The organism is Nocardioides sp. NPDC054178 (genome assembly GCF_055585005.1).
Map to the genome: position 1 here is coordinate 13153 of NZ_JBVJKY010000001.1, position 26522 is coordinate 39674.

Sequence of the window (26522 nt, forward strand, 5' to 3'; positions counted from 1 at the left end):
GGGTTCTTGCTGTGTCCAGGGGTGTCGGGCGGGGCGATCGGTGGTCAGGCGGCGGCAGGCAGGTCGCTGGTCTCCTCAGCCTCCTCCTCGGCGGGCAGGAAGCGTGCGATCAACACCTTGTACGCTCCGGCGCCGATGAGTCCACCGACAAGCGGGGCGACGATCGGGATCCAGAAGTAGAGGTCGCCCGCGGCGGTCACCCAGGCGCCGTCGTAGCCGGTGACGAAGGAGGCCAGGCGTGGACCGAAGTCACGGGCGGGGTTGATGGCGTAGCCGGCGTTGGCGCCCCAGGCCATGCCGATCCCGACGATCACGAACGCGATCGCGACGGGCGCGAACCAGGCGATCGGCGCCGAGTTCTTCGCGTCCGTGATCGCCATGATCAGGAACAGCAGGATCGCGGTGCCGATCACCTGGTCGGCGAAGGCGGTGGTGAGGCTGATGCCGAGTGCGGCGTCGCCGTTGCCCGGAAGGGTCGAGAAGATGCCCTGGGTCGCGTGGGTGTGGCCGGGGTCGACGCTGGCGATCGCATCGCCGTAGGCCGCACGCACGATGAGGGCCCCGACGAAGGCGCCGAGGATCTGGGCGATGCTGTAGGGCAGCACCTTGCGCCACTCGAAGTCGCTGAAGACGGCCATCGCGAGGCTGACGGCCGGGTTGAGGTGGGCGCCGCTGATGCGTCCCGCGGTGTAGATGCCCAGCATCACCCCGATCCCCCACGCCCAGGCGATCGAGTCGTGGTCGCCCAGGCCGCCGTCGCCGGTCACGACCTGGGCGACCACACCGACTCCGAACAGGATGAGGATCATCGTCCCGGCGAACTCCGCGCTGAGCTCTCCGATGAGCGTTCGACGTGCTGCCGAAACGGAGCCCGAGGCGTTTCGTGTGTTCATGCGCTGCTCCTGCCGTGTGGGGGTCGGGCGGACCTCAGCACCGTAGGGACACGTGACGGGCGTCACAACAGGATGCGTTCGACATTGCTGAACGCCGGCCGTCTCGCGGGGCGGAACCGGGCGGTCTCGTGATGGGCGAACCGGAGGTGGGGGATTTGTTCGGCCCCTACGCTTTTACCCGATGTCTCGGACCGTGCAATCCGTCGAGCGGGCGGCTGCGCTGCTGCGTGTGCTCTCCGCCGAGAGTGAACCGATGCCTCTCGGCCGGCTGGCGGCCGCCGTGGGGCTGGCCAGGCCGACCGCGCACGGGTTGTTGCGTACGTTGGTGGAGGCGGGGTTCGTCGACCAGGAGCCGGCCACCGGCCGCTACCTGGTGGGAGCCGGGCTGCTCCATCTCGGGTCCGTGACGCTGGACCTCAACGAGCTGCGCTCGGAGACGCTGAACTGGGTGGACACGCTGGCGGCGCGTACGGGCGAGGAGGCGCGGATCGCGGCCCACCGCGAGGGCTCCGCGGTCGTGGCGCACCATGTCATCCGGTCAGGGCCGGGGATGCAGGCGATGGACACCGGGCGGGCGCTCCCCCTGCATGCGACCGCCCTGGGGAAGGTGCTCGTGGCGTTCGATCCCGGCGCCGCCCGCAGCATCGTCGGGCGGAGGCTGGACCGGCTGACGTTCCGGACGATCACCGACCGCCCGGCCCTGCTGCGGGCGTTGGCGGACGCACGCGACACCGGATGGGCCTCGGCCGTCTCCGAGGCACGACCGGAGCTGGCGGCGATCGCGGCGCCGGTGCGTGACCGGGGTGGCTATGTCGTCGCAGCCGTGGGCATCGCGGGACCGGTGGTGCGACTCTGCGACGCGCGCGGGCTTCCGCGCCACGATCTCGTCGAGGAGGTCGTCGGTGTCTCCCGGTCGATCTCGCGGGCGCTCGGTCACGGCCGGGCGGCATGAGTCCGCCGCAGTATGTCGCCGCGCTGGACCAGGGCACGACCTCGACCCGGTGCATGCTCTTCGACCGCGAGGGCCGCATGCTCTCGCTGGCACAGCGGGAGCACCATCAGCACTATCCGCGCGCGGGCTGGGTCGAGCACGACCCAATGGAGATCTGGGACATCGTCTGCCGGGTGCTTCCGGAGGCGCTCGCGGATGCGGGTGCTTCGGTGGACCAGGTCGTCGGGCTCGGGATCACCAACCAGCGCGAGACCACGGTGGTGTGGGACCGGCACACCGGCCGGCCAGTCCACCACGCGATCGTGTGGCAGGACACCCGGTCGTCCGCCGTGCTGCCCGCGGTGGCCGGGGACATGCCGGCGGAGGAAATCCAGGCTCGGAGCGGGCTGCCGCTGGTGACGTACTTCTCCGGGCCGAAGGTGCGCTGGCTGCTCGACTCGTCCCCGTCGCTGCGGGAGCGTGCGGAGCGTGGGGACCTGCTGTTCGGGACGATGGACTCCTGGCTGGTCTGGAACCTGACCGGCGGGGTCTCCGGCGGGGCGCATGTCACCGACGTGACCAACGCCAGCCGGACGATGCTGATGAACCTCAGCACGCTCGACTGGGACCCGGAGCTGCTGGCGGCGATGCGGGTCCCGCGGGCGATGCTTCCCGAGATCCGGCCGACGGTCTCCTCCTTCGGGACGACGGTCGCGCCGATCTCCGGGATCCCGCTGACGGCGGTGATCGGCGACCAGCAGGCATCGCTGTTCGGGCAGGCGGGCTTCGACCGGGGCGACGCGAAGTGCACCTTCGGCACGGGCGGGTTCCTGCTCCTCAACACCGGCACCTCCCCGGTCCGGTCGGAGCACGGGCTGATCACGACGGTCGCGCACGCGATGGAGGGTGAGCCCGCCGCCTATGCGCTGGAAGGGTCGATCGCCGTCGCCGGCTCGCTCGTGCAGTGGTTCCGCGACAGCCTCGGCCTGATCCGCTCGGCGGCCGAGATCGAAACTCAGGCGCTGACCGTCCCCGACAACGGTGGCTGCTACGTCGTCCCGGCGTTCACCGGCCTGTACGCACCGCACTGGGAGCCCGATGCCCGCGGCGTGATCGTCGGGCTGACCTCGTACGTCACGAAGGCGCACCTGTGCCGCGCGGTCCTCGAGGCCACTGCCTGGCAGACCCGCGAGGTCGTCGACGCGATGAACGCCGACGCCTCCGCCCCGCTGACGCGGCTGGCCGTCGACGGCGGCATGACCGCCGACAACCTCCTCATGCAGACCATCGCCGACTTCCTCGACATCCCCGTCGTCCGTCCGATGGTGGCCGAGACGGTCTCCCGCGGTGCCGCCTACGCGGCCGGGCTCGGGGCCGGATACTGGCCCGACCGGCAGGTCCTGCGGCGGCACTGGCGACGGGCAGCCGAGTGGTGGCCCGCCATGTCCGCGGCCGCCCGGGACGCCGAGTTCGCCCGGTGGCGGCGGGCGGTCGAGCTCGCGATCGGCTGGGGTGCGTAGATCTGACGGCGTTCTGTGATTCGGGTTGCCACCGGTGTCGGTTCGTGGTCCAATCCGGTGTTCTCGGCGGCTCCCCATGGGGGCATTTTCAGCATGTGGGTGCCTCATCATCGGGAGACAGAATGCGTCGCTTGGCCTCGTCCGTGCTCGTCCTGGCGGGAGTTCTGACCGGCTTGGTGCTGGTGAGCTCGCCGGCGCATGCCGCGTTGTCGGTCACCATCTATGCCTCAGCCTCGACCGTTCCCGAGGGATCCACCGTCACCTTCACCGGCAGAGCGACCGACGCGCGCCTCGGCAGCGTCGTACGTCTCCAGCGCCAGCGCACCGACGGGAGCTGGGCGGTCGTCTCGTCCCGCAAGCTGGTGGACACCCGGCGCTACCGCTTCACCACCACCCCTCCTCGTGGCTACCAGAAGTACCGGGTCGTGAAGCCGGCTCAGCTGGGCCAGCCCGGCAGGGTGTCCGCGACCAAGACCATCAAGGTGACCTGGCGTCCGACGGTCACCCTGGGCACCGTGAAGCATCAGGTCGTCGACTACTCCACCGGTGCCGTCACGACCTCCACCAACGGCAAGACGACCCGGCTCAGCGCTGGCTTCGAGCTGCGTCGTGAACTGCAGCGCGCTGACGGCACCTGGGCACTGCACGGCCGCGTACGCATCACGTCCGACCAGACCTGGCGCGACCGTTTCTCCAGCCGCCACGGGCAGCGGTTCCGCTACGTGGCCCCTGCCTATGGGTCCCGGCTCGCCAGGGCGAGCAGCTCGTTCGTCGTCGATGGGCACTGGACGCCGACCATCACGGCCAGCGCGTCGGTCGATGAAGCTACGGGAAAGGCGAGGCTACGCGGCAGCACGACAGGACTGACGGAGGGCGTGGCCGCGCAACTTCAGTACATCAAGCCAGACGGCACCTGGAGTGACACGGGTCCCAAGATCTCCGTGGGAGCAGACGGAGCCTATTCGCAGGTCTTCGAGCCGAGCATGACCGCGACCTATCGAGTCAGCGTGCCGGCGAGTGGTCTCCGCCGTGCTGCTTCCTCGCCGTCTTTCCAGGTTGCCGAGAGCGGACCGATGCGAGTCGACCTCAACAGCAACATCTCTGTGGTGTTCCCACGCGGATCGACTCAAAGGACGCTCATCGTCGCGATCGAGGAGGGGCAGACATTCACATACAGCGGCCCGTACGGCCTGACAGTGAAGGTCTCCGACCCTGCGGGAAATGCGATGCCCGGCTTCGAATCACCGATCTACCCCATGACCGCAATCGCCCCGTCGACGGGTGACTACCTCATCACCCTGACGATGGTTGCCGACGAGGTTTGGGAGAACACGGCCGATGTCGCCCTCAGCAAGCCGCGCGTGATCGACACCGCGATCGACGGCCCGGCCACCGACCTGGGCAACGACTTTCGTGGGCAACTCGTCGACCTTCAGTTCGACGCCAGCAGTGGCGCGATGATCTCGGAATTCTCGGCCGAGTACACAGATGTCACCAGGCAGCTGCTCGATCCAGCAGGAGAACCTGTGCCTCGCTTCTTCGGGTCAGCCAAGCTGTGGCAAGTTGAGAACAGTGGCCGCTACACCCTCCGGTTCTCACCGACCACGTCGTGGTCACGATCGGGCCAAGAGGTGCTGTCGGCCGCGAGCGCGGCAATGACATTGGACGGCTCCCCGGCGCAGATCCACCTCGACCGCCCTGGTCGAACCGGAGTCGCGACGGTGGATGTTCCGGCAGGCGTTGACCTACAGGTGTCGAACATCGATGACTCAAATCTGAGCGAGTCCCTCGTCAGTCCTGACAGGAAGGCGGTGTCCGGTTCCAGCGTCCCCTCGACTCAAGCAGGCACGTACTACCAGGTTGTGTCGACCCGAAGCGGCTCGGCAGACGTCGACTACTACGCCACCACACCGCTCGAAATCGCCGCTGCGGCAGGCGGCACGACCGCCTACGATCGAGGACCTGCCCCATATCGCAAACTCGACGTCGCGATTCCGGTGGCAGCAGCGCAATTGTTGTCCTTCGAAGTCCTGGACGACACGGGGACGTTCTGCACGGGCGCTGGGTTCGGCAACACGGCGACGGATCCCATCGACTGGATCCTGATCAGCGACGACCACCCTGGCGTATTTTCTGCTGACGAATCAGGAGTCGTCGATCTGGGCGTGACGCCATGCTCTGCCACCGGCGGTATCCGGCTCACCGAGGCCACCATGGTCGAACCAACGTTGACTGGCTCAACCGTCGATGGGGCTGGCAGAACCGTCGAGACCCACGAGGTCACCGTCGAGGCAGCACAGCCCGGGCAAGTCATGCTCGTGGACTACAACCCCGGCACCCACCTCGGAGAGGTCGAGATGCGTGCCACCGGCTCGACATTCTCCGCCCAAACCACTTATTCGCTGGGAGTTGGCTTCCCCCCGACCGCCTTCACCACGTCGTTCGGCCCCGTGCCCTTCGACCGCCTCTGGACGAGCAAGAGCTGGTCATACCCGTGGCGGCAGTACTACTTCCTGTACGCCGGGGCGGCCGAGACCGGCACGCTCGACCTGCAGTTCACCTACACGCATAAGTGAGCTCGGCTGGGACACCGGGGAAGGCGCGGCCGCGCGCCGTGGGAAAGATGTCGCGATGCTGGGCTCGGCTGTCTAGGGTCTTGCCGTGCTCGATCTTCGTCCTGTGACCAAGGCTCACCCGCACACCCAGGAGTGACAGTGGATCAGCTGTTGAGCATCGCGGTGGCACAGCCGAGGTGCGCGCCGTTCGACGTGAAGGCGAACGCGGTCGCGCATGCGGAGGCCATCCGGGCGGCGAACGCGCGGGTGGTCGTGTTCCCGGAGATGTCGTTGACGGGGTACGAGCTGGAGGCAGCGCCGGTGCGGCCGGACGACGAGCGCCTGGCTCCCATCGTCGCCGCGTGCGCCGAGACCGGGGCGCTCGCCCTGGTCGGCGCGCCTGTGCCAGGTCCCTACATCGGCGTCCTCGCCATCGACGGCGCAGGCGCGCGCGTTGCCTACGGGAAGGTGCACCTCCACGGCAGCGAGACCGACCACTTCCTCGCCGGCGAGCCGGCCGTGATCGAGGTCGACGGGTGGCGGCTGGGGCTCGCCATCTGTCGCGACACGGGCATTCCCGAGCACGCCGCGCAGACCGCAGCGCTGGGCATCGACGGGTATGTCGCTGGAGTCATCCACGCCGACCACGAGGTCGATGTCCTCGGCGAACGCGCCCGCCGGGTCGCGGCCGACCACGGGGTGTGGGTCGCCACGGCAGCCTTCGCGGGCCCCACCGGCGGCGGTTTCGACCGGACCTCCGGACACTCGGGCATCTGGGCGGCCGACGGGGAGCTGCTGGCGGAAGCGAGCTCCGAACCCGACGAGACCGCGACGGCCGTCGTCAGCAGATGATCGGCCGGGCAGTGGCCCCTGAACCGCCGACCGATCACCCCGGACGTACGTCCTGCTAGTCCTGGATCCGCTCGAGCTTGGTCCAGCCGGTGTAGCCGCGCTTCTCGACCAGGCGCATGAGGTCGCCGGCGACGGGGACCTGCTCGACGAACATCGAGTCGAGCAGGGCGACGAGCTCGGGCGGCATGGCCTGGTCGTCGTCGACGTAGGCGGCCCAGTCCTCCGGGGAGATCGCCTCGAGCTGCGAGACGATCCGGTCGGCCATGGCCTCCAGGCGGGGGTCGCCGGGCTGCCAGTCGAGCATCGCCTCGAGCTCGCGATAGGTCTCGACGACCGACGGGTCGTCGAGCTGGCCGACCTTGCTGCGGATGAACGCCTCCATGCTCTGCGGCTGCTGGGCCGCGACCAGGATCCAGGCGTCGCGCTCGCCCGCGATCATGCGCTCCGGGATGCCGAGCTCCCGCATCCGCTCCAGGTAGGCGACCGCCTCCGGCGGGAGGGCGAGCCCGTCACCGTGGACGAGGCGGGCGATCCGCTCGCGGTGGGCCTGGCGCTCGCGGATCTCCTGACGGAGACGCTTGTCGATCTCGGCGACGGCCTTCTTGAAATCGTCGTCGCCGGCGTCCAGCAGCTCCTTGACACGGGAGAGCGGGACGCCGGCGTCGGCGAGGATGCGGATCTTGATCAGGTCGACCACGGCGGCGGCGTCGTAGCGCCGGTATCCCGAGTGGTCGCGCTCGGGCTCCACCAGCAACCCTTTGGCGTGGTAGTGACGCACTGCCCGGACGGTGACTCCTGCGGAGGAGGCCAGCTGGCTGATCGTGAGCATCCCCGAATAGTGACGGGAACGCCCGGGTTTGTCGCGTGGTTTAGGCGAACTTGCGGCGGTAGGCGGCGGTGGCCAGGACGTACGCGACGACCAGCAGGCCGACGCACCAGGCCAGTGCGATCCACAGCTCGTTGCCCAGCGCCTGACCGGAGAAGATCGCCCGGATGGAGTCGACGATCGAGGTGACCGGCTGGTGCTCGGCGAAGGCTCGCACCGGGCCGGGCATCGTGTCGGTCGGCACGAACGCCGAGCTGAGGAAGGGCAGGAAGATCAGCGGGTAGGAGAACGCGCTGGCTCCCTCGACCGTGCCGGCGGTCAGCCCCGGGACCACCGCGAGCCAGGTCAGCGCGAGGGTGAACAGGGCCAGGATGCCCACGACCGCGAGCCAGTCGAGCACGCTCGCGCCGGTGCGGAAGCCCATCAGCAGGGCGACCAGCACGACCACGACCAGCGAGATCATGTTCGCGACCACCGAGGTCAGCACGTGACCCCACAGCACCGCGGACCGGGCGATCGGCATCGACTGGAACCGGTCGAACATGCCGCCGTTCTTGTCCTGGAACAGACGGTAGGCGGTGTACGCGATGCCGGAGGCGATGGTGATCAACAGGATGCCGGGTAGCTGATAGCTGACGTAGCTCTCGTGGGAGCCGGTGTCGATCGCGCCGCCGAAGACGTACACGAACATGAGCATCATCGCGACCGGGGTGATCGCGGTGGTGACGATGGTGTCGGGGCTGCGGCCGATGTGTCGCAGGGAGCGGCCGAGCAGGACGGCGGTGTCGCCGAAGAATCGGGTGGTCATCAGGACTCCTTCACGGTGACGGCGGACTTGCCGTTGGACTTGCTGGTGATGGCGAGGAAGATCTCCTCGAGGGACGGCTGCTTCTCGACGTACTCCTGCTTGGCCGGCGGGAACATCGCCTTGAGCTCGGCGAGCGTTCCGTTGGCGATGATGCGGCCCTCGTGGAGGATCGCGATCCGGTCGGCGAGCTGCTCGGCCTCCTCGAGGTACTGCGTGGTGAGCAGGACCGTCGTGCCGCCGTCGGCGAGCTCCTTGACGGTGGCCCACACCTCGATCCGCGCCTCGGGGTCGAGGCCGGTGGTCGGCTCGTCGAGGAAGATCACCGGCGGGTTGCCGATGAGGCTCATCGCGATGTCGATCCGGCGACGCATACCACCGGAGTACGTCGCGACCTTGCGGTTGCCGGCCTCGGTGAGCGAGAACCGGGCGAGGAGCTCGTCGGCGACCGCGCCCGGGTTCTTCTGACGGAGCAGCTTGGCGATCAGGATGAGGTTCTCGCGACCGGTGAGGATCTCGTCGACGGCGGCGAACTGGCCGGTGAGGCTGATGGCGCCACGTACGTCGTTGGCCTGCGTCGCCACGTCGAAGCCGTTGACCGTCGCCTGGCCGCCGTCCGCCTTGAGCAGCGTGGTCAGGATCTTCACGGTCGTGGTCTTGCCGGCGCCGTTGGAACCGAGGAGGGCGAAGATGCTGCCCTTCTCGACGCTCAGGTCGACGCCCTGGAGGACGTGTACGTCGCCGTAGGACTTGGTCAGTCCGGCGATCTGGATTGCTGGTGTCGGGTTCATGTCGAATAGCGTCGAGGGTTGACGCTGGGTCAAGGTCAAGCGGAAGTTCCGACCTTTTTTCGACGGCCCCGATCGAGGCCTTCAGCGATGCGAAATCGCTGATCCGGAGGGGATGTCCGTGTGCATGCTCGGACCAGTCACGGTCCGGGCCTGCTTGAGTTCGCTACCGGTGCAGACCTCCGCTGTTCCTTTGTGAGCATCACCGATCCTCGCCGATCCCCCTCGGCGATCCAGACCTCGTCGGGCACGTTTTCGGCTTGTCGTACGCGTACTGTGGCGGCACAACCAGACGAGAAATCTGAGTTAGCCGATCCTGCACGGAAGCGGGAGCGGGCTCGGGCAACTGCTGCTTCAGGCGTCGCGCACGAGCTGCAACGAAGCCGTCGATCGCCCTGTCGCTCCCCCACCGTGAATCGGCTGCAGGGCTAGCCCGTGAAGGAGATCTTGGAGAACCTCGCTTCGCCAATGCAGCTCAGCGGCAACATCGGACTGGCGAATGCCTCGCTGACGCAACGCTCCGAAGGCCTTGGTAAGCAATTGTGAGCTCTCTCTTGCCGCGTGCTGAGTGTCGGGCTCGCCGCGGCGATACCCAAGCTGGGAAAGCTGGCGGCACGTAGTGGTGTACGTCCACTCCGTGGTGAGCCCGACCTCTCGAAGTCGGTGTGTTAGCGCCATCGCAGAAACTCCCCATCGGCCCTTGGCCGCCAGGATCTTCTCGACATTTGCATTCCGCAGACCGCTTGCCAATACGTCCTCCTCGGGCATCAGCATCGAAGCGGCGAACCGGTTGGCCTCAAGTTCCCGCGCACGACCGTCGACGTCGTGCGAGGAGTGCAACACAAGATGGGCGAGCTCGTGGCAGGCGTCGAAACGGCCGCGCTCGCGACTCTTGGTCATGTTCAAAACCACGTAGGGAGTGCCGTCGTACCAAAAGCTGAACGCATCTACAGAGGAGAGGTGCTCGGGCAGGGCGAAAACACGTACGCCATGAGACTCAAGAAGGTGCACGACACTGCGGATGCGGGAGTATCCCATGCCCCACTGGGCGCGGAGACGCTGCGCGCTGAGGGCAGGCTCGAGCGCTCCTCGCTCGTACATGGGTACTTGGGTTTCTGGGAGCCGCAACCGCTCCTCGAGCCATCGGTTCAGCACGATTGCAAGCGACCCCGTAGCAAGTGCTGCCTTCTTCTCGCGTGCTGGCATCTTGCTCAGGGCACGAAAGTACGGCATAGCCTCCTCGAGTTCTGGCAGTGGATCGCCGCTGAAGAACGAGACCGGCACATTGAGTGCAGTCGCTATGCGATCGAGGTAGGAGTCGAGTGGACGACTTTGCCCTTTCTCGTAGTTCGCGATGCTCTGTGGCGAGATCTCAGTTAGACGACTGAGTTCCAGACGGGTCATACCCGCCCGCTCGCGAGCGAAAAGCAGACGCTCGGGTGTGAAGGACCACGGGTCTACTTCCACTCGACAGAGACCTCGTTCTCCGGGCCCTCGTCGTCACCCTCATCAACGTTCGGCTCGCCCTCGCCGAAGCGCTGTTCGGGCAGCAGGATTCGTTCGGCCCAGCCGGCGGGCTTGCCTGCCTGAAAGTCAGTCGGCAGCGAGAGCTCCGCTCGAATGCTTTCGTCAGTCACATTGAGGAGCAGCACCCACGTGAAGAACGCACGACCCTCGTGCTCCTCCGAGACCTGCGGCCGAGAGACCGCGAACGGCAAAGTAAGCTGCGCGTTGTTGTCCTGGATCTTCTGACCAGTTGCAGCACCATGGGCGTTACGGCTGCGCGGCTCAGTACCAGCATCGACACCGGTGTTCTCGTCACCAGATTGAATGATGATCGAGACGCCGTACTCAGTGGAGAAGGTCCGAGGTTGGCCGCCAGCCTCGTCGTGATCCCAGCCCCGGGGAACCAACCAACGCCGGAGGACGGCCACGCACTCCTGATACATGTATGTTCCTGCCCCGGACGACGGGTGGAACGCGGTCGTGGACGCGTATGCGGCACCAGCAGCGCGTACCACTCGCAGGAGGCCTTCAAGGGTGAGGCCCATTTGGGCGAGCCGTGACTCTACCTCGGGTCCTTCTTCGTGCAATGACATACGGCAACTGATCCTGACGTGCGATGCCTACCTCCGGGCCGACCCCGGTTAGCAAATATCTAACCTCATTTGAGGTCCGAAAATCAACAAGCAGGTTGGCTGTCCATCAGCCGGGAAGTCGCCCCGAGCCCACCGCTTTGGGTAGTGGCCACGCTGCAGCGAGGTGGCTGCGACTCGGCGGAGGTCGGAGATGTAGAACCACTTCAGCTCCCCGAGGGCCAGGCACGTGAAAGGTCGTCGGGCCATCGCGCCCCCACGCTGGCGGCGACTCGACGACCCGTTAATGAGTTCCGTCTGGCCGGCTGAACCGCTACGCAACCCACGCAGCGGCCCAGCCAGGTGTCTCTCGGGCGGCTATTCGTCCAGAAGCTCGGAACGGACGACCGCGGAAGCCAGCCTGACCTGCTCATCGGTGGCGCCGCAGTGCCGCAACGCAGACTCCGCGATCATGTGGCGAGTGGTGCCGTGGATCGGGTCGCCGTCATCCCGGTACCTAACCACCACGGCGACCAGGTGTTCCAGCAGAGTCCCGTTGACCTCGAGGCCGGCGACCCGGGCACCGAGGCGCGCGTAGGCGATGACCAGATCGCGATGAATCAGCTGGTAGGGCCGGGATTCCTCCAGGGCCCGCACGTCAGGGAACGTCGGCAGCCGCCCGCAGTTGTGCGGAGCGTGAGCGAGGGTGCCGGTGTCAACCATCACCAACGCGTACAGCGCACTGGCTGCCCCGTGTGCCTCGGCGAGGGCCTCGATCTTGTCGAGCTGCTCGAGCGTCGGGCGCACCGTTCGCGCCAGCAACTCCTCGAGGATTCCGGGCTTCCCGGCGAAGTGATAGTAGATGGACGCCTGGCGGATCCCGACGGCATCGGCGATGTCCCTGGTAGAGGTTGCGGCGTAACCACGCTCGGTGAACAGGCGGGCGCACACGTCGAGGATCTGGTCTCGAGGCGACAGCGTGCTGTCGACCGCCGGAATGTGCCGGGGACGGCCGGGTCGAGGACGTCTGGCTGCGGAACTCATAGAGACTCCGTCTGGGGTGGTCGGTGGATTGGAGCCCAGGACGCCGACCGCATGGACGGAAACCCTTTTCGGCGCCCCGGGCGTTCTCAAGCCTGGTCAGAAACGGAGCCCGCTGGAACGACCCACTGCCGCCCTTACGCCGCCCAATCGCTCCTCTTCGTCGCTCGAACCTGGTTCAATGCCGAGGTGGATACGTGGACGGGAGCGGATGCACGACGGCTGCGCATGGTCGCACTGCGCATGAGCCTGCGAGAGTTCGCCGACCACCTCGGTGTCTCCCACCGCACGGTTTCCAAATGGGAACAGGCCGGCGCGTCCCGCCAGCCACGACCACACATGCAGGCCATCCTCGACACGGCCCTGGCCAGGGCAGACGACGCCGCCAAGGCTCGGTTCACACAAGCGGAGACATCGACCAACCTTGCAGACAGGCCCAAGGGGGATCATCCGGCGCCTGACACATCCCGCCAGCGGCATTTGCCTTCGTCGGACCGCCGCCAGTTCCTGCAGACCCTCGGTGCGGTCGGTGCCGTTGGGATGGGTGCATCGCTCGATGGGATTGCACACGAGCTGGAGGCTCTGGCCCCGAGGTCGACGATCAGTGAGGCTGATATTGCTCGACTGCGCTCGGCAGGAGAGTTCTTTAGCTCGTGGTCGCATGCGCACGGGAGCGAGCAGATCGGTCATGCCGTCTCGTCCGAGATGAGCCGCGCGGCGAACCTGTTGAAACTGCCGTGCCCGCCGCGGCTTCGGCTCGAGTTGCTCGCGGCGGTCGGTCAATTGGGCGTCGCCACCGGTGCTCTGCTGTTCGACTCCCATCAGCACCAACTCGCCGATCGGGTGCTGGGTTTTGCCACCGCCTGTGCCGAGGACGGCGGTGACTGGCACCTTCGCGCGAAGTCGTTGTCCTGGCGGGCACGGCAAGCCGTCTGGGTTGGTGATGCCGAGGGCGCCCTGACCCTTGCGCAGCTGGGGCTCGTTCGCCGTGATCGGCTCACGGCGACGGAGCAGGCCATGCTGCTGACCGCAGTGGCCCGGGCTTACGGCCGGCGGGGCGATGTCGATGCGACGCTGCAGGCTGTTGGCGAGGCTGACGATGCATTCGCTCGGGCCGATCCCGGCAACGACCTACCGTGGATGGCCTACTACGACCACGCCCAACACTGTGGCGACACGGGACACGCGCTCGCCGAACTGGCTGTCCACGGCGTACGTGTAGAGGACACCACCCGCCGGCTCGCCACCGCGGTCGAAGAGCATCCCGACTCCTACATCCGGTCGCGGGCTATCAGCGGGTTCAAGCTGGCTGCGCTCACCATGCGTACCGGCGACCCGGACCGGGCGGTTGAAGTGGCTCGGACTGCTGTCGGTGACGCTGCTGGTGTGCTCTCGAAGCGGCTGCATCGGACTGCGATGGAGATCGCCCATTCTGCTCGTTTTCATCAGCACGATCGGCGCGACGAGGTGGCTGAAGTGCTGGCGACCGTTAACACCGTTGGCGTCGCCTCGTGAGCCAGGCACCAGTGCTCGGGCCGAGCGAGATTCTCGCTGCTGCCTGCCGTCGAGTTGGGTTTTCAGCTGCGGATGCACAGCTGCTGAGCGCTGGCGAGAACCACGTCTACCGCCTCCCGGGCGGAGCGATCGCGAGAGTCTCCAAATCTGGCCAGGAGCAGGCCGCCAGCCGAGAGCTCTTCCTGGGTAACTGGCTCAACACCAACGGAGTCCGAGCGGTCCAGCCCTACGCAGCCCTTCAGGTCGAACAACCCATCGTCGTCGAGGGCCACCCGGTCACCTTCTGGCATGACCTCGGCGACCACCGGCCGGGCACGCCCCGCGAGGTCGCGACCGCGTTGAAGCAACTCCACTCACTGCCCATCCTCGGCGAGATGGTCGCGCACGTGGCTCCGTTCGTACGCCTCGAGGAACGCATCACTGCCGCGACCTGGTTGCCGGCCGACGATCGCACCTGGCTGCTGGTGAGGCTCGCGGACCTTCAAGCAGCGTGGGCGGATCGGCCCCGTGGCCTTCCTGACTCTGTGATCCACGGAGACGCCTGGGCCGGCAACGTCGTCAGCACCACCGAGGGGGTCACATTCCTCGACCTGGAGCGGTGCACCATCGGTCCTCCCGAGTGGGACCTGACTTCGACCGCGTGCCGGGTGACGTCCTACTCAACACTGTCGGCGCAGGACTACGCCGACTACTGCGACGCCTACGGACGCGACGTCACCCGATGGGACGGGTTCGACCTGTTCCGCGACATCCGCGAGCTCCGAGTCACCTGCTACGCCGCCTTCCGAGCCCAGCACGACCCAGCGCTGAGGTCATACGCAGTCACTCGGGTCGACTGTCTTCGTGGGTTGAACGGTCCGCGACCGTGGCACTGGGACCCGCTGCCGTAGCTGTGATCGAGGGGCACCTTCATCGCGTTCAAGACACTCATGCCGACCACGGATGGTTGCAGACGCCCCACGCAAGACCCGCTCGGTTGCAGCGCGCTCGACAACTCCATCCTCGATTCATCAACGGCTGGCTGCCAAAGCCTGGAACCCGAGTGCACCGAGCGCAAAGCTCCAGACGAGTTGAAGAGCAAAGATCGGGCCAGCAAAGGTGTGCCCGATCAGGACACTGGCTGTGAACGCGAGGATGCAGGCGGCGCCGCCGACAAAAGCAGCCGCCAAGGAAACGATCGCCAGCGGAACCGGCCGGCGCCCGCGGAAGGCCATGGAGTAAGAGAACACCATCAGCGTTGACCATCCGACGAGGGTGGTTGTGGCCGCAGCAAGGAAGGTCGTCAACGGCATACCCGAGAGTTCGCCAGCGCTGAACGATGCGGTGATGGCCGTGGACGCCACGAATGAGACTGCGAACAACACGACGAACGCCAAGACCGTCCACGCCTTCCGCGTCGTCTTGCTCCGATCTGCAGACACGCGTCCGCTCGCAGCAGTCTGTCTAGGACCCACGTCGTGCCTCAGCGACCTTCTGACGTAGCCAGTCAGGGGTGCTCTCCTCGTCGCGCGGAAAGGCTTCGAGGTCGAGGGCGTACATCTCAGGATTCACGGCGCGGCGCCACAAGGGCTCGTCGTCGCGGTTGAACGAGGCGGTGGCCGCGATCTTCTCACCGTTGCCGTCGGTGTTGGTGATGGTCCACTGCCCGGAGAACCAGGCGCCCCTTCCGGGCCGGTACATGACCCGCCTGAGCTCGTCGATCAACGGGATGACGACGTCCGGAGGCAGGGCGTAGTCGATGTAGCCGCCTGGTCGTTGGATGTCGATGCGGCCGTCGGAGACGCTCGAGAGGTTGCGGTGGTTGAAGACGAGCGCCGTCCAGTCGCCGTCGACCTCGTCAGGGAGACGGATGGCGATCTGCTCGAAGAGCTGTTCCTGCCGAACCGCCGAAGGAGCGATCACATCACTCACTGACATTGCCGAGCCTTTCGTCGTCGGTGCGTACGCCCGCAGTCGCCCGATCCGGCTCCGGGACACCGGAGCCAGCAGTGTCTCGCAAGAGACTGGCACAGCGCTTCAACTCGCGGCCGAAGTCACACATCAAGAAGTCGAGCCGTTTGCCTTCGCTGGGCTTGCGAGGCTGTGACGTACGTCTTCGGCATCGTGGGGGTCAGTCGTTGCTCTTGACGGCCTTCATCGTGGGGTGGGAGACCATGCGGTGGACGCCCGGGAGCGGGTACATCTTCTCGGTCTGGAAGCGTTCGAAGGCGTTGCTGTCGGCGACGTCGACGCGGATCACGTAGTCGATCTCGCCGTAGACGCGCCTCATCTCGGTGACCTCTTCGTAGGAGGCGACCATCTCCTCGAACTGATCGACGACCTCCTTGCTGGTCATCGTGATCTGCACCAGCAGATAGACGCAGAAGTCCCGCCCCGCGGCGACCGGGTCCAGCCGGGCCCGGTAGCCGGCTATCACGCCGGACTCCTCCAGGCGCCTGACCCTGCGCAGACAAGGCGCGGGGGTCAGGCCCACCCGCGAGGCGAGCTCGACGTTGCTCAACCGACCGTCGACGGTGAGTTCACGAAGTATTGCTCGATCAGTGGCATCGATGGTCGTCATACTGCTCAGTCTGCGTCAAAACGGACATTATCGGCAATCAAAGTGCTCAAAATGAGCGATAGAATGGCGTCCATGCTGGAACAACTGCTCGCCTTCGCGGCGACGTCGCTCGTCGTCATCGTCGTGCCAGGCCCGGACATGATGCTGACGCTGCGCAACGCCGCCCGCGGCGGGCGCGCCGGGGCCCTCTGGACCGCGGCGGGCATCATGACCGGCCTCGCCATCCTCGGCACCGCAGCGGCCCTCGGCATCACCGCCCTGCTGACCGCCTCCCCCACCCTGTTCCAGGTCGTCCGGATCGCCGGCGGCATCTACCTCGTCTACCTCGGCATCCAGGCCCTGCGTGCCTATGTCCGCGCCCGCCGCGAGCATCGGACGCCCGGGGTGGCGGCGGCCGCCGCCGCGGTCCTGCGCCCCGGCCCGGCCCGCATCGCGCGCTCCGCGTGCTTCCGCCAGGGGCTGCTGAGCAACCTCCTGAACCCGAAGGTCGCCGCCTTCTACCTGTCCCTGTTCCCGCAGTTCGACCTCTCGCCGCTGACGCCGTTCGCGCAGCACATCGCGCTCGCGGCGACCTTCTGGGTGCTGTGCCTGGTCTGGTACGCCGGACTGATCACCGTCATCACCCGGCTCGCGCCCCGCCTGCAGTCACCGGCGTTCGCGCGGCGTACGGAAGGATTGGCGGGCACCGCGATGACCGGGCTCGGCGCGCTCGTGCTCACCGGGTCGGCCTGAGCCGAGCTCAACCCCTCCAGCTCAGCCCTTCTGCAGACGGCGCCAGCCGCCGGCCCGGTTGTTGGCCACGATCGCGCGCAGCAGCTCGGTCAGCGCCGGGCGGTCGATCGGGTCATCCCGGTAGATCTGGATGGCTCGCCCGGTGGCGTTGCCGTGGCCCTGGTTGATAATCCCGGCCGGGTCGGGGGCGGTCGGGTCGTAGAGGAACAGGTTGATGTGATCCTTGGTGGCGAGCAAGGCGCAGACGTTGCCCTTCAGCACGAAGTAGGGCTGGACCGTCCGCTTGATCGTCTCCTCGATCTCCGGGTCGGCGTCGTGGATGATCTCGCGCAGCTCGCGGCAGATGTCGCGCTGCCACTCGGGCAGACCGTCGAGGTAGGCGTCGACTCCGGCATGGGTGCGGATGGTCATGATCGCAATGTAGACCCCGCCTCCGGGCACCCGGCAAGGCGATAAACAAATCGACAAATCATCTCTTTGACTTCAAGTACTTGAAGTTCTTAGCGTCTTTGGTGTGACTGCATCAACGACTCGGACGTACACGATCCGAGAGGTGGCGACGCTGACCGGACTGCCGGCCAGCACCCTGCGCTACTACGAGACGATCGGGCTGACCTCGCCGGTCAGCCGCGGCGCGAGCAGCGGACACCGGGTCTACGACGAGACCGACCTGGACCAGCTGACCGGCGTCGCCTGCCTCGCCGCGATCGGCCTCTCGATCGACGACATGAGGACGTACGTCGCCAACAGCCGCCTCGGCCGCGACGGCGCCGAGGAGCAGATCGACCTGCTCATCGGCCATGCCGAGCACCTCGCCCGGGAGGCCGAGCACCTCGAGCTCCGGCGGGCGTACGTCGGACTGAAGACCGACTACTGGCGAGCCGTCTCCGCGGGCGACGAGGCCCGCGCGGAGGAGATCGGCGATCGGGCACACGCGATCGCCGACCAGATCCGCAGTCGCGAGAACCACTGATCCACCTATCTCAGACCCCAGGAGAACCATCCATGCGCGTCAACGCGTACGCAGCACCTTCCGCCGGCGAGCCGCTGGCCCCGATCACCATCGAGCGCCGCGAGGTCGGCGCCAACGACGTCCTCATCGCGATCGAGTACGCCGGCATCTGCCACTCCGACATCCACACCGTCAACGGTGACTGGGGCCCGCAACCGTTCCCGGTCGTCCCGGGCCACGAGATCGTCGGCCGCGTCACCGAGGTCGGCTCGTCGGTCACCGACCACCAGGTCGGCGACCGCGTCGGCGTCGGCTGCTTCGTGAACTCGTGCCGCGAGTGCGACCACTGCCGCAACGGCGACGAGCAGCACTGCTCGACCCCCGGCGGCGGCGTCGGGACGTACGCCGCGAAGGACCGCGACGGTTCGTTCACCCAGGGCGGCTACTCGACCCACGTGGTCGTCGACGCCCACTTCGCGCTCAAGGTCCCCGAGGGCATGGACCCCGCGGCCGCGACGCCGCTGCTGTGCGCCGGCATCACGACGTACGCACCCCTGAAGAAGTGGGGCGCCGGCCCGGGCAAGAGGGTCGCGATCGTCGGCCTCGGCGGGCTGGGCCACATGGGCGTCAAGATCGCCCACGCGATGGGCGCCGAGGTCACCGTGCTCTCGCAGTCGCTGAAGAAGCAGGAGGACGGCCTGCGGCTCGGCGCGGACCACTACTACGCCACCTCGGACCCGGCGACGTTCTCGACCCTGAAGAACAGCTTCGACCTGATCGTGAACACCGTCAGCGCCGAGATCCCCGTCGACGACTACCTCGGGCTGCTCGACGTGGACGGCACCCTGGTCAACGTCGGCGCCCCGCCGGAGCCGCTGAGCGTCAACGTGTTCTCGCTGCTCACCAACCGCCGCAACTTCGCCGGCTCGATGATCGGCGGCATCGCGCTGACCCAGGAGATGCTCGACTTCTGCGCCGAGCACGGCATCGGCTCCGAGATCGAGGTGATCTCGGCGGACCAGATCAACGAGGCGTACGCCCGGGTCCTGGCCTCCGACGTGCGCTACCGCTTCGTGATCGACACGGCCACGCTGGCCTGAGCCCCTGCGGTCCCGGCCCAGTGGGCCGGGCGGTCACGCCCTGCGGGCAGGCGGGTGCTCCCGTCTCCTCGCAGGGCGTTGACCTGCGCCTGACCGAGGAAGAGTGCCCGGGAGAGGTCCGCGCCCGCGACCGCCGCGTCCCGCAGATCCGCGCCGAGCAGGTCGGCCTCGGCGAGGTCGACGCCGCGTAGGTCCGCGGCCACCAGGAGTGCGCCCCTGAGATCGGCGCGGCGCAGGTCTCGCCGGCGCAGGTCACGACCCATCAGGTCGGCACCCGCCAGCGCCTGGCCCGCGGGGTGGCGTACCTCTGCGCTCACCCGGCGGAGCGCGCTCCCGACGGCCGAGTGGAGTGCCCCGAGGTCGGTGTCGAGCACCTGGTCGGCGGAGCAGGCCGCCGCGGCAGAGACCTGCGCGGTCAGCTCGGCGAGGTCCTGTGACGGGCTTCTCTCGGCGGCTTCCTCGAGCAGCGCCAGCATCTCGTGCAGGTGCCGCATCACCGCGAAGACGTCGGACATCTCCTGCCGCAACGCCGGGTCCGTACGCCAGTCGGCACCGCCGAAGGTCACCTGGGTGACCTGCTGACCGGCGCCGAAGCACTCGAACACCGTGCAGCCCGCATATCCGCGGTCGCGCAGCCGGTCGTGGATCCCGCACCCGAAGTCAGGCCCGAGGTGGCGGCAGGGATCGCCGCCTGCCTTGTCCTCCGGAAAGTCCGCCGAGCGGGTGAAGGGCAGCGCCACGCAGCACAGGCCCGCGCAGCGGGAGCAGTCGGATCGGTAGATGCTCATCGGAGGCAGGCTACGCCGCTGGGCTGCGTCAGCATCCGGCGTCGTCCAGCGCCTTGGCCGTCAACTGCCGGCCGAGCTCGATCATCTCGGCGGCGCGATGGAAGTCGAGCGTGCGGGCGGCGTCGACCGGCACGGTGATCAGGACGTCCGGCGGCAGCCCCGCCAGCCGGTAGCGCGCGATCATCTCCTGCATGGCATCCCACGACAGCGTCATGACGTCGGCGACGCGCAGGTCGGGCTGAGCGCGGTTCGACTCCGCCCTCGGGGCCGTGGTCATCTCGCCGCCGACGCCCAGCTTGCCGCGGAGCCGCCGGAAGACCTTCGTACCGTCCTCGTCAGCGGCGACGTCGGCGGAGTTCTCGACCACCGGCGACTGCGTCCCGCGCTGGGTGCGCCGGCCCTGCAGCGAGACCGCGATGGTCAGGTCGGCCGGCGTGGCGGCGGTCGGGTCCATCGGCAGCGGGTTGAGCAGGCCGCCGTCGACGAGCACCCGGCCGTTCCACATCACCGGCAGGAAGACGCCGGGGATGCCGATCGAGGCCCGGATCGCCTTGACCAGCGGGCCGCGCTGGAACCACACCTCACGGTGCGACTCCAGGTCGGTCGCGACCGCGGTGAACGGGATCGGCAGATCCTCGATGAGCTGCTCGCCCAGCAGGTTCTCCAGCTCCGCGACGACGCCCTCGGCGTTGAACGCGCCGCCCGCCCGCCACTTCGGGTCGAGCAGCCGCAGCACGTCGATCTGACGCAGCGCCGTCGCCCAGCGGGCGAAGTCCTCGTCCTTGCCGGCCGCGACCAGGCCGCCGACCAGCGCCCCCATCGAGGTGCCCGCGACCGTCACGATCTCGTGTCCCCGCGCTCGCAGCTCCTGTACGGCGCCCAGGTGGGCGTAGCCACGTGCACCGCCTGCCCCCAGGGCGAGCGCGACCCGCTTGCCATTCATCGCCATGCCTCCATGATCCCCGATACCCCGCCGGCGCTCTGCACGTCGGACTAGGGTGCCGGATATGAGCATCCCGGTCGCCCTGCCCGATCTCGCCGCGACCCTCGAGCGCTTCGGCAGCGGTTTCCTGCTGACCACCGCGGGCGAGCGGATCAAGGTCGTGGTCGTGGATCCGGTCGTCGAGGGCTCGAGCCTGCGGATCTCCGATCCCGGCGGCGGCACGCGTGCGAACCTCGCCACCAACCCGGTGCTCACCCTGACGTACGCCCCGCTCACGCCGCGCGAGCACGCGCTGATCGTCGACGGCACCGGCCGCGTCGAGGGGTCCGATGTCCTGGTGACGCCCACCGGCGCGGTGCTGCACCGGCCGGCGTCGCACGCATCCGGGCCTGTCCCCGAGGACGGCTGCGGGCAGGACTGCCGTCCGGTCTGACGTCGACGAAGGGCCGTCCGCGCGTCGCGCCGCGTCACCTGACGGCGTCCGTAGGCTCGACCCATGGACACCTCGACCACCGTGCTCGTCACCGGCGCGACCGGGTTCATCGGCCGGCGGCTCGTCGCGGAGCTGACCGAGCGCGACCTCACGGTGCGGGCGATGACCCGGCGCCCGGACGACTACGACGGCCCCGGCGAACCGGTCGGTGCCGACGTCGACGACGCGACGACCCTGCCGGCCGCACTCGACGGGGTCGATGTGGCGATCTACCTGGTGCACTCGCTCGACCATGACGACTTCGAGGAGCGCGACGCCCGGGCCGCACGAGCCTTCGGGGCCGCCGCCGCCAGAGCCGGGGTGCGCCAGATCGTCTATCTCGGCGGTCTCGGCGACGACGGGGATCTCTCCCCCCACCTGCGCTCACGACGTGAGGTCGAGACCCTCCTCGGCGAAGCGGGTGTGCCGGTCACGGTGCTGCGGGCCGCGATCGTCGTCGGCCGGGGCGGCGTCTCCTGGGAGCTGACCCGGCAGCTGGTCAAGAACCTCCCCGCCATGGTGGTGCCGAGGTGGACTGCCACCCGCACGCAGCCCGTCGCCGTGGACGACGTGATCCGCTATCTCGCGGGCGTCATCGACAACGAGGACGCCATCGGTGAGATCTTCGAGATCGGCGGCCCGGAGGCGATGACGTACGTCGACATGCTGACCGTCGCCTCCGAGGTGGCCAACGGCCGAACGATCCCGGTCGTCCCGGTGCCGGTGCTGACGCCTCGGCTGTCGTCGTACTGGCTGGCGCTGGTGACCGACGTCGACGTGACCACCGGGCGCAACCTGATCGACTCGATGACCACCGAGGTGGTCGTGCGCGACCGTCGCATCCTCGATGTCGTGCCAGGCGAGCCGCTGCCCTATCGGGAGGCCGTACGCCGCGCCCTGGCCGAGCGGCTGGCCGAGGAGAACGCGCTCTGAGCCGTCGGTGTCTCAGCCGAAGAAGAGGGGCAGCGCGAGCAGCATCGACAGCGACCACGCGCAGTGGGTGAGGATCGGCGCGAGGACGCCACCGGACGCACGCCGCTCGAGCCCGACCACGACGCCGAGCAGGATGGCGGCGAAGGCCAGCATCACGTTGCCGGTCGCGAGCGTCGCGATCACGTAGGCCACCGACGTCCAGGCGACCGGATGGCGAGGTAGGGCGGCGTAGACCGCGCCGCGGAAGAACAGCTCCTCGGCCACCCCGTTGACGGCCGTCACCACGATCAGGATCGGGAGCGAGCCCTGGTCGGCGAAGTCGAGCACCGAGCGCACCTGCCGGTCCAGCCACGGGATCTCACGTACGACGAGACCGCCGATCACGAAGATTCCGGCCAGACCGAGGCCGAGCAGGATCGGCGGCAGCACGGGACGTACGAGCCGCCGTCGGTCCTCCCCGTCCTGCCGGCGCCAGGTGCCGATCCGTCCCAGGTGCAGCGGCCCGGACGCGAAGGCGCCGACGGCCCAGACTCCGGCCAGGGCGAAGGTCGCCGGATAGAACCAGACGCTGCCCGGCTCGATGCGGAGCGATACACCGAGCACCAACGCACCGAGCACCACGAAACCGACCGTGACCACCTGGCGGCGCCGCAGGCCGGCGTCGCTCTGTCGGTGATCGCGCGGCACGACGTCCCATAAGGACCTGCGCACCCAGCTGCGCACGGCACTCCCCTCGCTCCGGTGACGGCTGCGTCCAACGTACGTGCCCGGCAAGCCGATCACACCGGATCGGGGCGGCCCGCGATCGACGTGTCGTCAGATGATCGCGACGGCGTTCGCCGGTGAGCCGGTGCCACCGGTGACGTTGAGCGGCTTGACGCTGAGGAAGGCCTCCCACCGCTGCAGCGCGTCCATGCGGCGTGCCAACGGCCCCAGCCGCCACAGCTCACCGAGCGGCATGCCGAGCTTGGCCAGGAACTCCTGGTGCATCATGCCGCGGTCGTTCGGCGCCGACCGGAGGAACGGCGAGTCGGGCACGGGCGGCAGGCACTCGACGGCGAAGGTGTCCGCGGCGAGCAGGGCCAGACCGGTGTCCCAGGCCCAGTCGAGGACCTCCTCGCTCTGCGCGATCCCGGTGGCGCGGCGGAGGGCCTGCTGGGCCAGCTTCTGCTCGGCGGTGAGCTCGAGGAACCACTCGCACCACCCGGTGTGGAGCATGACGATGTCACCGGCACGCAGCTCGATCGCCTGCGCGGTGAGGGCCTGGTCGATGTAGTCGTACGGGATCGGCTGACCGGCCTCGTGGTCGAGGGTCTCCTCGCGCCGGGCGAGGAGGCCGGCGACGTCCACCAGGACGCCCCGGCTGACGATGGGGCGGTCGGCCCAGACCTGGATGCCGAGGTCCTCGGTCCCAGGGATGATCAGCTCGTCGGCGGTTCCGCCGTAGAACCCGGCGTCGTCGGCCCGCCGGTGGCGCAGCCCGTCGACCTGCGTCGAGGACTGGAGGTAGTAGCGGTCGAGGTAGTCGTCGCGGTGAGCCGGGTGGTTGCCGTAGATGATGTGCTCGGCCGGCTTCCGGGCCTGGGACATCCCCGGCATGAACGCGTTGATCGGATAGTCCAACCCGTACGCCTCACCCAGCTGGACGAGCCCTGCCGCGGCCACCACGCTCTCCTCGTCCGCGAACGACGGGGTGCCGCGCCACGGGTCCTCGAAGAGCTCCCAGGAGGTGCCCCGCAGCGGGCCGGGGCGGTCGTGAAGCTCGGCCCTGCTCGGGCGGTCGTGCATGGTCATCTCTGTGCTCCGGCCTCGTCACGTGCCGTCGCCTCGGAGCCGACGTGGGTGATCAGATAGGCCGCGACGGCCGAGATCGAGGCGGCGACGCACAGGATCGTCTTGAACAGGCCGTTCGGGTCGACGACGAGAGCCTGGCTGCCGACGGCCAGCCCCACGGCCTGCAGGCCGATGAGCGCGAGACCGCCGAGCAACGCGACGGCCAGCGACGCGGTGAAGACGGTGTGGAGGATCGATCGGGTCATGGGTGTCCGTCCTTTCTCAGACCGGGAGGATGCCGGAGGCCACGAGCACGCCGATGCCGAGCAGCGGCAGCGCGTAGTACACGAGCATCCTGCGGAACGTGTGTAGCGGATCGACGCCGGCGATGCCACAGGCGACGTAGAGCGGCGCTCCGCCTGGCGGCACGGCGGCCTCGCAGGACGAGAAGATGAGGACGGCGACCGCCGCGGTGGTGGCAGGTACGCCGGCGGCCGCGAGCGCGGCGACGCCGACCACACCGACGGCCGCCATCGTGGCGGTGCTCGAGAGCGGTGCCGCGACGGCGACGACGATGATCCCGATGACCAGGGCCAGCAGCCATACCGGCAGGTCGAGGCCGTCGAGCAGCCCGGCGAGCTGCTCGGGCAGGCCGGTCGTCGCCAGCGCGTTCGCACCCGCGAACGCGAACAGGACCGTCAGCCCGACGACACCGAACCGCGGCGCCGAGCTGCCGATCAGCTCGACCCATCCCCTGCCGTCGCGCGGCAGCCGGTCACGTCCGAGGAGCAGGCCGATCAGGATGAGGATGACCGGCATCCAGAAGATCGGGCTCAGCGCCTCGGTCACGTCGGTGTCGATCCGCTCGGTGAGCGCCTGTGCGACGGAGCCGGTGGTGAGCACGATCGGGACCGCGATCCCGGCGAACAGCAGCAGGGTCGGCCAGCCGCGGGAGAACGCCGCCCGGACGTCCCGGCCGCTGCGCGACACGGTCGGCCCGCTCCCGTGGGTGGAGCGGCGGACCAGCAGGTAGGTGACGATCAGGCGGTGGAGCACGCACCACAGACCACCGATCAGCAGCGGCACGATCAACGAGTCGATGTCGACGAGCGCACCGCCGACCGAGGATCCGACCAGGACGAACATCGAGGCGCTGAACGGGAAGGTGATGCCCATGCCGGCGTTGCCGGCCACGATCGTGGCGGCCGTGGTGCGGTCGACGCGGGTGCGCTCCATCCACGGGATCGTCACCGACCCGACGGTCGCGGCGATCGCGGCCTGGTTGTGGACGATGCTGCCGAGGCCGGCGGAGGCGACGGTCGAGACGTACGCCGGGCCGCCGCGGCGGTGTCCGATCAAGGCGTCGAGCAGGTCGATCATCCGGTGGGTGACGCCCGCCCTCTCCAGGAGGTAGCCCATGAACACGAAGATGACGGTGGCGTAGACGATCTCGTCGACGAGCGCGGCGGAGAGCGCGTCCCAGCCTGCGCTGAGGAACCGGCCGCCGTTGAACACCGCGGCGACGACGAAGCCGACCACCATCGCCTCACCGACGTTGCGGCGGAGCACGGTCGTCCAGGCCAGGATCACCGCCAGGTAGACGCCGAGCGCCCAGACACCGATCACGACGGCTTCCCGTCGCCGGCGATCCGCTCCAACGCTGTCATCGAGGCCTCCGTCATCTCGGCGTGGACCCCCAGGTCGGCGAGGTAGGCACTGGTCGAGCGCATCTCCGCCGCCCGTCGGGCGGCGTGCTTCGCCGTTCCGGTGAGGAAGCGGTCGATGACCGCCTGTCCGTCCCCGGCGAGAACGCCCGCGATCTGACCACGGACCCACTCTTCCATCCCGGCACCGCGGCCGGCACCGACCGCCTCGACGACGACCGAGGCGAGCCCCTTCATGAAGACGCTGCGCAGCAGCTTGTGCGCCATGGCGTCGCCGAGGTCGCCACCCACCACCTCGACCGGCGTGCCCAGCGGCCGCATCATCTCCGCGACCGCCTCACCCGCCGGTCCCGCGGCCATCAGCGGCGTCGCGGTGCCCAGCTGGATGACCGGCCCCAGGATGGCCACATCGACCAGGCGTACGTCACTCCGGTCCTCGAACACCGTCTCCAGCGCCCGCTTCTCCATCGGTCCCGAGGAGGTGAAGTCGGCATAGACGGCGCCCGGGGCGAGCGAGACGGCCACCGACTCGGCGACCGAGCGGCTCGCCGAGGCCGCGGTCAGGGTGACCACGATCCGGGCGCCCTCGACCGCCTTCTCCAGGGTGTTCGCCACCTCGACGCCTGCCGGCGACTCGTGAAGATAGGGGTCGAAGCCGGTCACCCGGTGGCCGGCCTCGGCGAGGGCGGTGCCGTAGATGCGGCCCACCTCGCCGAGACCGAGGATCGCCACGTGGGCGGCCTGGAGCGGACTGTCGGAGATCGTGCTGTGTGACATCGTCGAACTTTCGGTGCGTGGGAGGGT

29 protein-coding genes are annotated in these 26522 nt (G+C 68.4%); 11 read left to right on the forward strand and 18 right to left on the reverse strand.

What is annotated here, in order from left to right:
* Positions 1 to 44 precede the first annotated feature (44 nt).
* Positions 45 to 893, reverse strand: coding sequence for an MIP/aquaporin family protein (locus ACZ6WN_RS00095; RefSeq protein WP_465861893.1), 849 nt, complete (start codon positions 891 to 893; stop codon positions 45 to 47).
* Between the two features lie 181 nt (positions 894 to 1074).
* Between ACZ6WN_RS00095 and ACZ6WN_RS00100 the strand changes: the two genes are divergently transcribed.
* The 4 genes from ACZ6WN_RS00100 (at position 1075) to ACZ6WN_RS00115 (ending at position 6751) form a co-directional block, all read left to right on the forward strand.
* A complete protein-coding gene (locus ACZ6WN_RS00100; protein WP_465861894.1) occupies positions 1075 to 1845 on the forward strand; it encodes an IclR family transcriptional regulator in 771 nt (256 codons plus the stop codon).
* A complete protein-coding gene (glpK, locus tag ACZ6WN_RS00105) occupies positions 1842 to 3344 on the forward strand; it encodes a glycerol kinase GlpK (RefSeq protein WP_465861895.1) in 1503 nt (500 codons plus the stop codon). The genes ACZ6WN_RS00100 and glpK overlap by 4 nt, the downstream gene beginning before the upstream one ends.
* 131 nt (positions 3345 to 3475) lie before the next feature.
* A complete protein-coding gene (locus tag ACZ6WN_RS00110; RefSeq protein WP_465861896.1) occupies positions 3476 to 5920 on the forward strand; it encodes a hypothetical protein in 2445 nt (814 codons plus the stop codon).
* Between the two features lie 138 nt (positions 5921 to 6058).
* Positions 6059 to 6751 carry a carbon-nitrogen hydrolase family protein gene (locus tag ACZ6WN_RS00115; RefSeq protein ID WP_465861897.1) on the forward strand — a complete coding sequence of 231 codons (693 nt, stop codon included), beginning with the start codon at positions 6059 to 6061 and terminating at the stop codon, positions 6749 to 6751.
* Between the two features lie 55 nt (positions 6752 to 6806).
* Here the strand turns inward: ACZ6WN_RS00115 and ACZ6WN_RS00120 are convergent, their stop codons facing one another.
* The 6 genes from ACZ6WN_RS00120 to ACZ6WN_RS00145 form a co-directional block, all read right to left on the reverse strand.
* Positions 6807 to 7580, reverse strand: coding sequence for a MerR family transcriptional regulator (locus tag ACZ6WN_RS00120; protein ID WP_465861898.1), 774 nt, complete (start codon positions 7578 to 7580; stop codon positions 6807 to 6809).
* A 40-nt stretch (positions 7581 to 7620) separates the two neighbouring features.
* Positions 7621 to 8385 (reverse strand): ABC transporter permease, encoded by a 765-nt coding sequence (locus ACZ6WN_RS00125; RefSeq protein WP_465861899.1) that lies wholly within the window; start codon positions 8383 to 8385, stop codon positions 7621 to 7623.
* Positions 8385 to 9173: an ABC transporter ATP-binding protein gene (locus ACZ6WN_RS00130; RefSeq protein WP_465861900.1), complete on the reverse strand. Its 789-nt coding sequence runs from the start codon at positions 9171 to 9173 to the stop codon at positions 8385 to 8387. The genes ACZ6WN_RS00125 and ACZ6WN_RS00130 overlap by 1 nt, the downstream gene beginning before the upstream one ends.
* Positions 9174 to 9524: 351 nt before the next feature.
* A complete protein-coding gene (locus ACZ6WN_RS00135) occupies positions 9525 to 10637 on the reverse strand; it encodes an ImmA/IrrE family metallo-endopeptidase (RefSeq protein ID WP_465861901.1) in 1113 nt (370 codons plus the stop codon).
* Positions 10628 to 11119 (reverse strand): hypothetical protein, encoded by a 492-nt coding sequence (locus tag ACZ6WN_RS00140; protein WP_465861902.1) that lies wholly within the window; start codon positions 11117 to 11119, stop codon positions 10628 to 10630. Before ACZ6WN_RS00140 ends, ACZ6WN_RS00135 begins: the two co-directional genes overlap by 10 nt.
* 504 nt (positions 11120 to 11623) lie before the next feature.
* Positions 11624 to 12289: a TetR/AcrR family transcriptional regulator gene (locus tag ACZ6WN_RS00145; RefSeq protein ID WP_465861903.1), complete on the reverse strand. Its 666-nt coding sequence runs from the start codon at positions 12287 to 12289 to the stop codon at positions 11624 to 11626.
* Between the two features lie 225 nt (positions 12290 to 12514).
* Between ACZ6WN_RS00145 and ACZ6WN_RS00150 the strand changes: the two genes are divergently transcribed.
* Both ACZ6WN_RS00150 and ACZ6WN_RS00155 read left to right on the forward strand, forming a co-directional pair.
* Positions 12515 to 13801 carry a helix-turn-helix domain-containing protein gene (locus ACZ6WN_RS00150; protein WP_465861905.1) on the forward strand — a complete coding sequence of 429 codons (1287 nt, stop codon included), beginning with the start codon at positions 12515 to 12517 and terminating at the stop codon, positions 13799 to 13801.
* Positions 13798 to 14691, forward strand: a complete 894-nt coding sequence (locus tag ACZ6WN_RS00155) for a phosphotransferase enzyme family protein (RefSeq protein WP_465861906.1) — start codon at positions 13798 to 13800, stop codon at positions 14689 to 14691. The genes ACZ6WN_RS00150 and ACZ6WN_RS00155 overlap by 4 nt, the downstream gene beginning before the upstream one ends.
* Positions 14692 to 14811: 120 nt before the next feature.
* Here the strand turns inward: ACZ6WN_RS00155 and ACZ6WN_RS00160 are convergent, their stop codons facing one another.
* The 3 genes from ACZ6WN_RS00160 to ACZ6WN_RS00170 all read right to left on the reverse strand — a co-directional run bounded on the left by ACZ6WN_RS00160 (position 14812) and on the right by ACZ6WN_RS00170 (position 16361).
* The gene (locus ACZ6WN_RS00160) at positions 14812 to 15177 is read right to left on the reverse strand and encodes a hypothetical protein (RefSeq protein WP_465861907.1); all 366 of its coding nucleotides are present in this window, start codon (positions 15175 to 15177) and stop codon (positions 14812 to 14814) included.
* A gap of 67 nt (positions 15178 to 15244) precedes the next feature.
* Positions 15245 to 15718 carry an agglutinin cell wall attachment protein gene (locus ACZ6WN_RS00165; protein ID WP_465861908.1) on the reverse strand — a complete coding sequence of 158 codons (474 nt, stop codon included), beginning with the start codon at positions 15716 to 15718 and terminating at the stop codon, positions 15245 to 15247.
* A 193-nt stretch (positions 15719 to 15911) separates the two neighbouring features.
* The gene (locus tag ACZ6WN_RS00170) at positions 15912 to 16361 is read right to left on the reverse strand and encodes an Lrp/AsnC family transcriptional regulator (RefSeq protein ID WP_465861910.1); all 450 of its coding nucleotides are present in this window, start codon (positions 16359 to 16361) and stop codon (positions 15912 to 15914) included.
* A gap of 72 nt (positions 16362 to 16433) precedes the next feature.
* Here ACZ6WN_RS00170 and ACZ6WN_RS00175 point away from each other — a divergent pair, with 72 nt between their 5' ends.
* Positions 16434 to 17093, forward strand: coding sequence for a LysE family translocator (locus tag ACZ6WN_RS00175; protein ID WP_465861912.1), 660 nt, complete (start codon positions 16434 to 16436; stop codon positions 17091 to 17093).
* A gap of 21 nt (positions 17094 to 17114) precedes the next feature.
* On the opposite strand, the gene ACZ6WN_RS00180 is transcribed toward ACZ6WN_RS00175, so the two are convergent.
* Entirely contained in the window at positions 17115 to 17504 is a 390-nt protein-coding gene (locus tag ACZ6WN_RS00180; protein ID WP_465861913.1) for a DUF1801 domain-containing protein, read from the reverse strand.
* Between the two features lie 103 nt (positions 17505 to 17607).
* On the opposite strand from ACZ6WN_RS00180, the gene ACZ6WN_RS00185 reads away from it, so the two are divergent.
* Together ACZ6WN_RS00185 and ACZ6WN_RS00190 are read left to right on the forward strand one after the other, a co-directional pair.
* Positions 17608 to 18066 (forward strand): MerR family transcriptional regulator, encoded by a 459-nt coding sequence (locus ACZ6WN_RS00185; RefSeq protein WP_378728062.1) that lies wholly within the window; start codon positions 17608 to 17610, stop codon positions 18064 to 18066.
* A 32-nt stretch (positions 18067 to 18098) separates the two neighbouring features.
* Entirely contained in the window at positions 18099 to 19145 is a 1047-nt protein-coding gene (locus ACZ6WN_RS00190) for an NAD(P)-dependent alcohol dehydrogenase (RefSeq protein WP_465861914.1), read from the forward strand.
* On the opposite strand, the gene ACZ6WN_RS00195 is transcribed toward ACZ6WN_RS00190, so the two are convergent.
* Both ACZ6WN_RS00195 and ACZ6WN_RS00200 read right to left on the reverse strand, forming a co-directional pair.
* Positions 19109 to 19933: a pentapeptide repeat-containing protein gene (locus ACZ6WN_RS00195; protein WP_465861915.1), complete on the reverse strand. Its 825-nt coding sequence runs from the start codon at positions 19931 to 19933 to the stop codon at positions 19109 to 19111. The two genes, ACZ6WN_RS00190 and ACZ6WN_RS00195, sit on opposite strands and share 37 nt — an antisense overlap.
* A gap of 28 nt (positions 19934 to 19961) precedes the next feature.
* The gene (locus tag ACZ6WN_RS00200; protein WP_465861916.1) at positions 19962 to 20882 is read right to left on the reverse strand and encodes a patatin-like phospholipase family protein; all 921 of its coding nucleotides are present in this window, start codon (positions 20880 to 20882) and stop codon (positions 19962 to 19964) included.
* Positions 20883 to 20940: 58 nt separating this feature from the next.
* On the opposite strand from ACZ6WN_RS00200, the gene ACZ6WN_RS00205 reads away from it, so the two are divergent.
* Both ACZ6WN_RS00205 and ACZ6WN_RS00210 read left to right on the forward strand, forming a co-directional pair.
* The gene (locus tag ACZ6WN_RS00205) at positions 20941 to 21309 is read left to right on the forward strand and encodes a pyridoxamine 5'-phosphate oxidase (RefSeq protein WP_465861917.1); all 369 of its coding nucleotides are present in this window, start codon (positions 20941 to 20943) and stop codon (positions 21307 to 21309) included.
* 63 nt (positions 21310 to 21372) lie between these two features.
* A complete protein-coding gene (locus tag ACZ6WN_RS00210; RefSeq protein WP_465861918.1) occupies positions 21373 to 22281 on the forward strand; it encodes an NAD(P)H-binding protein in 909 nt (302 codons plus the stop codon).
* 12 nt (positions 22282 to 22293) lie between these two features.
* Here the strand turns inward: ACZ6WN_RS00210 and ACZ6WN_RS00215 are convergent, their stop codons facing one another.
* The 5 genes from ACZ6WN_RS00215 to ACZ6WN_RS00235 form a co-directional block, all read right to left on the reverse strand.
* Positions 22294 to 23004 carry a lysostaphin resistance A-like protein gene (locus tag ACZ6WN_RS00215; protein WP_465861920.1) on the reverse strand — a complete coding sequence of 237 codons (711 nt, stop codon included), beginning with the start codon at positions 23002 to 23004 and terminating at the stop codon, positions 22294 to 22296.
* Positions 23005 to 23097: 93 nt separating this feature from the next.
* Positions 23098 to 24075 (reverse strand): cyclase family protein, encoded by a 978-nt coding sequence (locus ACZ6WN_RS00220; RefSeq protein ID WP_465861921.1) that lies wholly within the window; start codon positions 24073 to 24075, stop codon positions 23098 to 23100.
* Positions 24072 to 24320 carry a hypothetical protein gene (locus ACZ6WN_RS00225; protein ID WP_465861922.1) on the reverse strand — a complete coding sequence of 83 codons (249 nt, stop codon included), beginning with the start codon at positions 24318 to 24320 and terminating at the stop codon, positions 24072 to 24074. Before ACZ6WN_RS00225 ends, ACZ6WN_RS00220 begins: the two co-directional genes overlap by 4 nt.
* 16 nt (positions 24321 to 24336) lie before the next feature.
* Complete coding sequence (locus ACZ6WN_RS00230; RefSeq protein ID WP_465861924.1) at positions 24337 to 25680, reverse strand: TRAP transporter large permease subunit; 1344 nt, start codon at positions 25678 to 25680, stop codon at positions 24337 to 24339.
* Positions 25677 to 26495, reverse strand: a complete 819-nt coding sequence (locus ACZ6WN_RS00235; protein WP_465861925.1) for an NAD(P)-dependent oxidoreductase — start codon at positions 26493 to 26495, stop codon at positions 25677 to 25679. The genes ACZ6WN_RS00230 and ACZ6WN_RS00235 overlap by 4 nt, the downstream gene beginning before the upstream one ends.
* Positions 26496 to 26522: the final 27 nt, after the last annotated feature.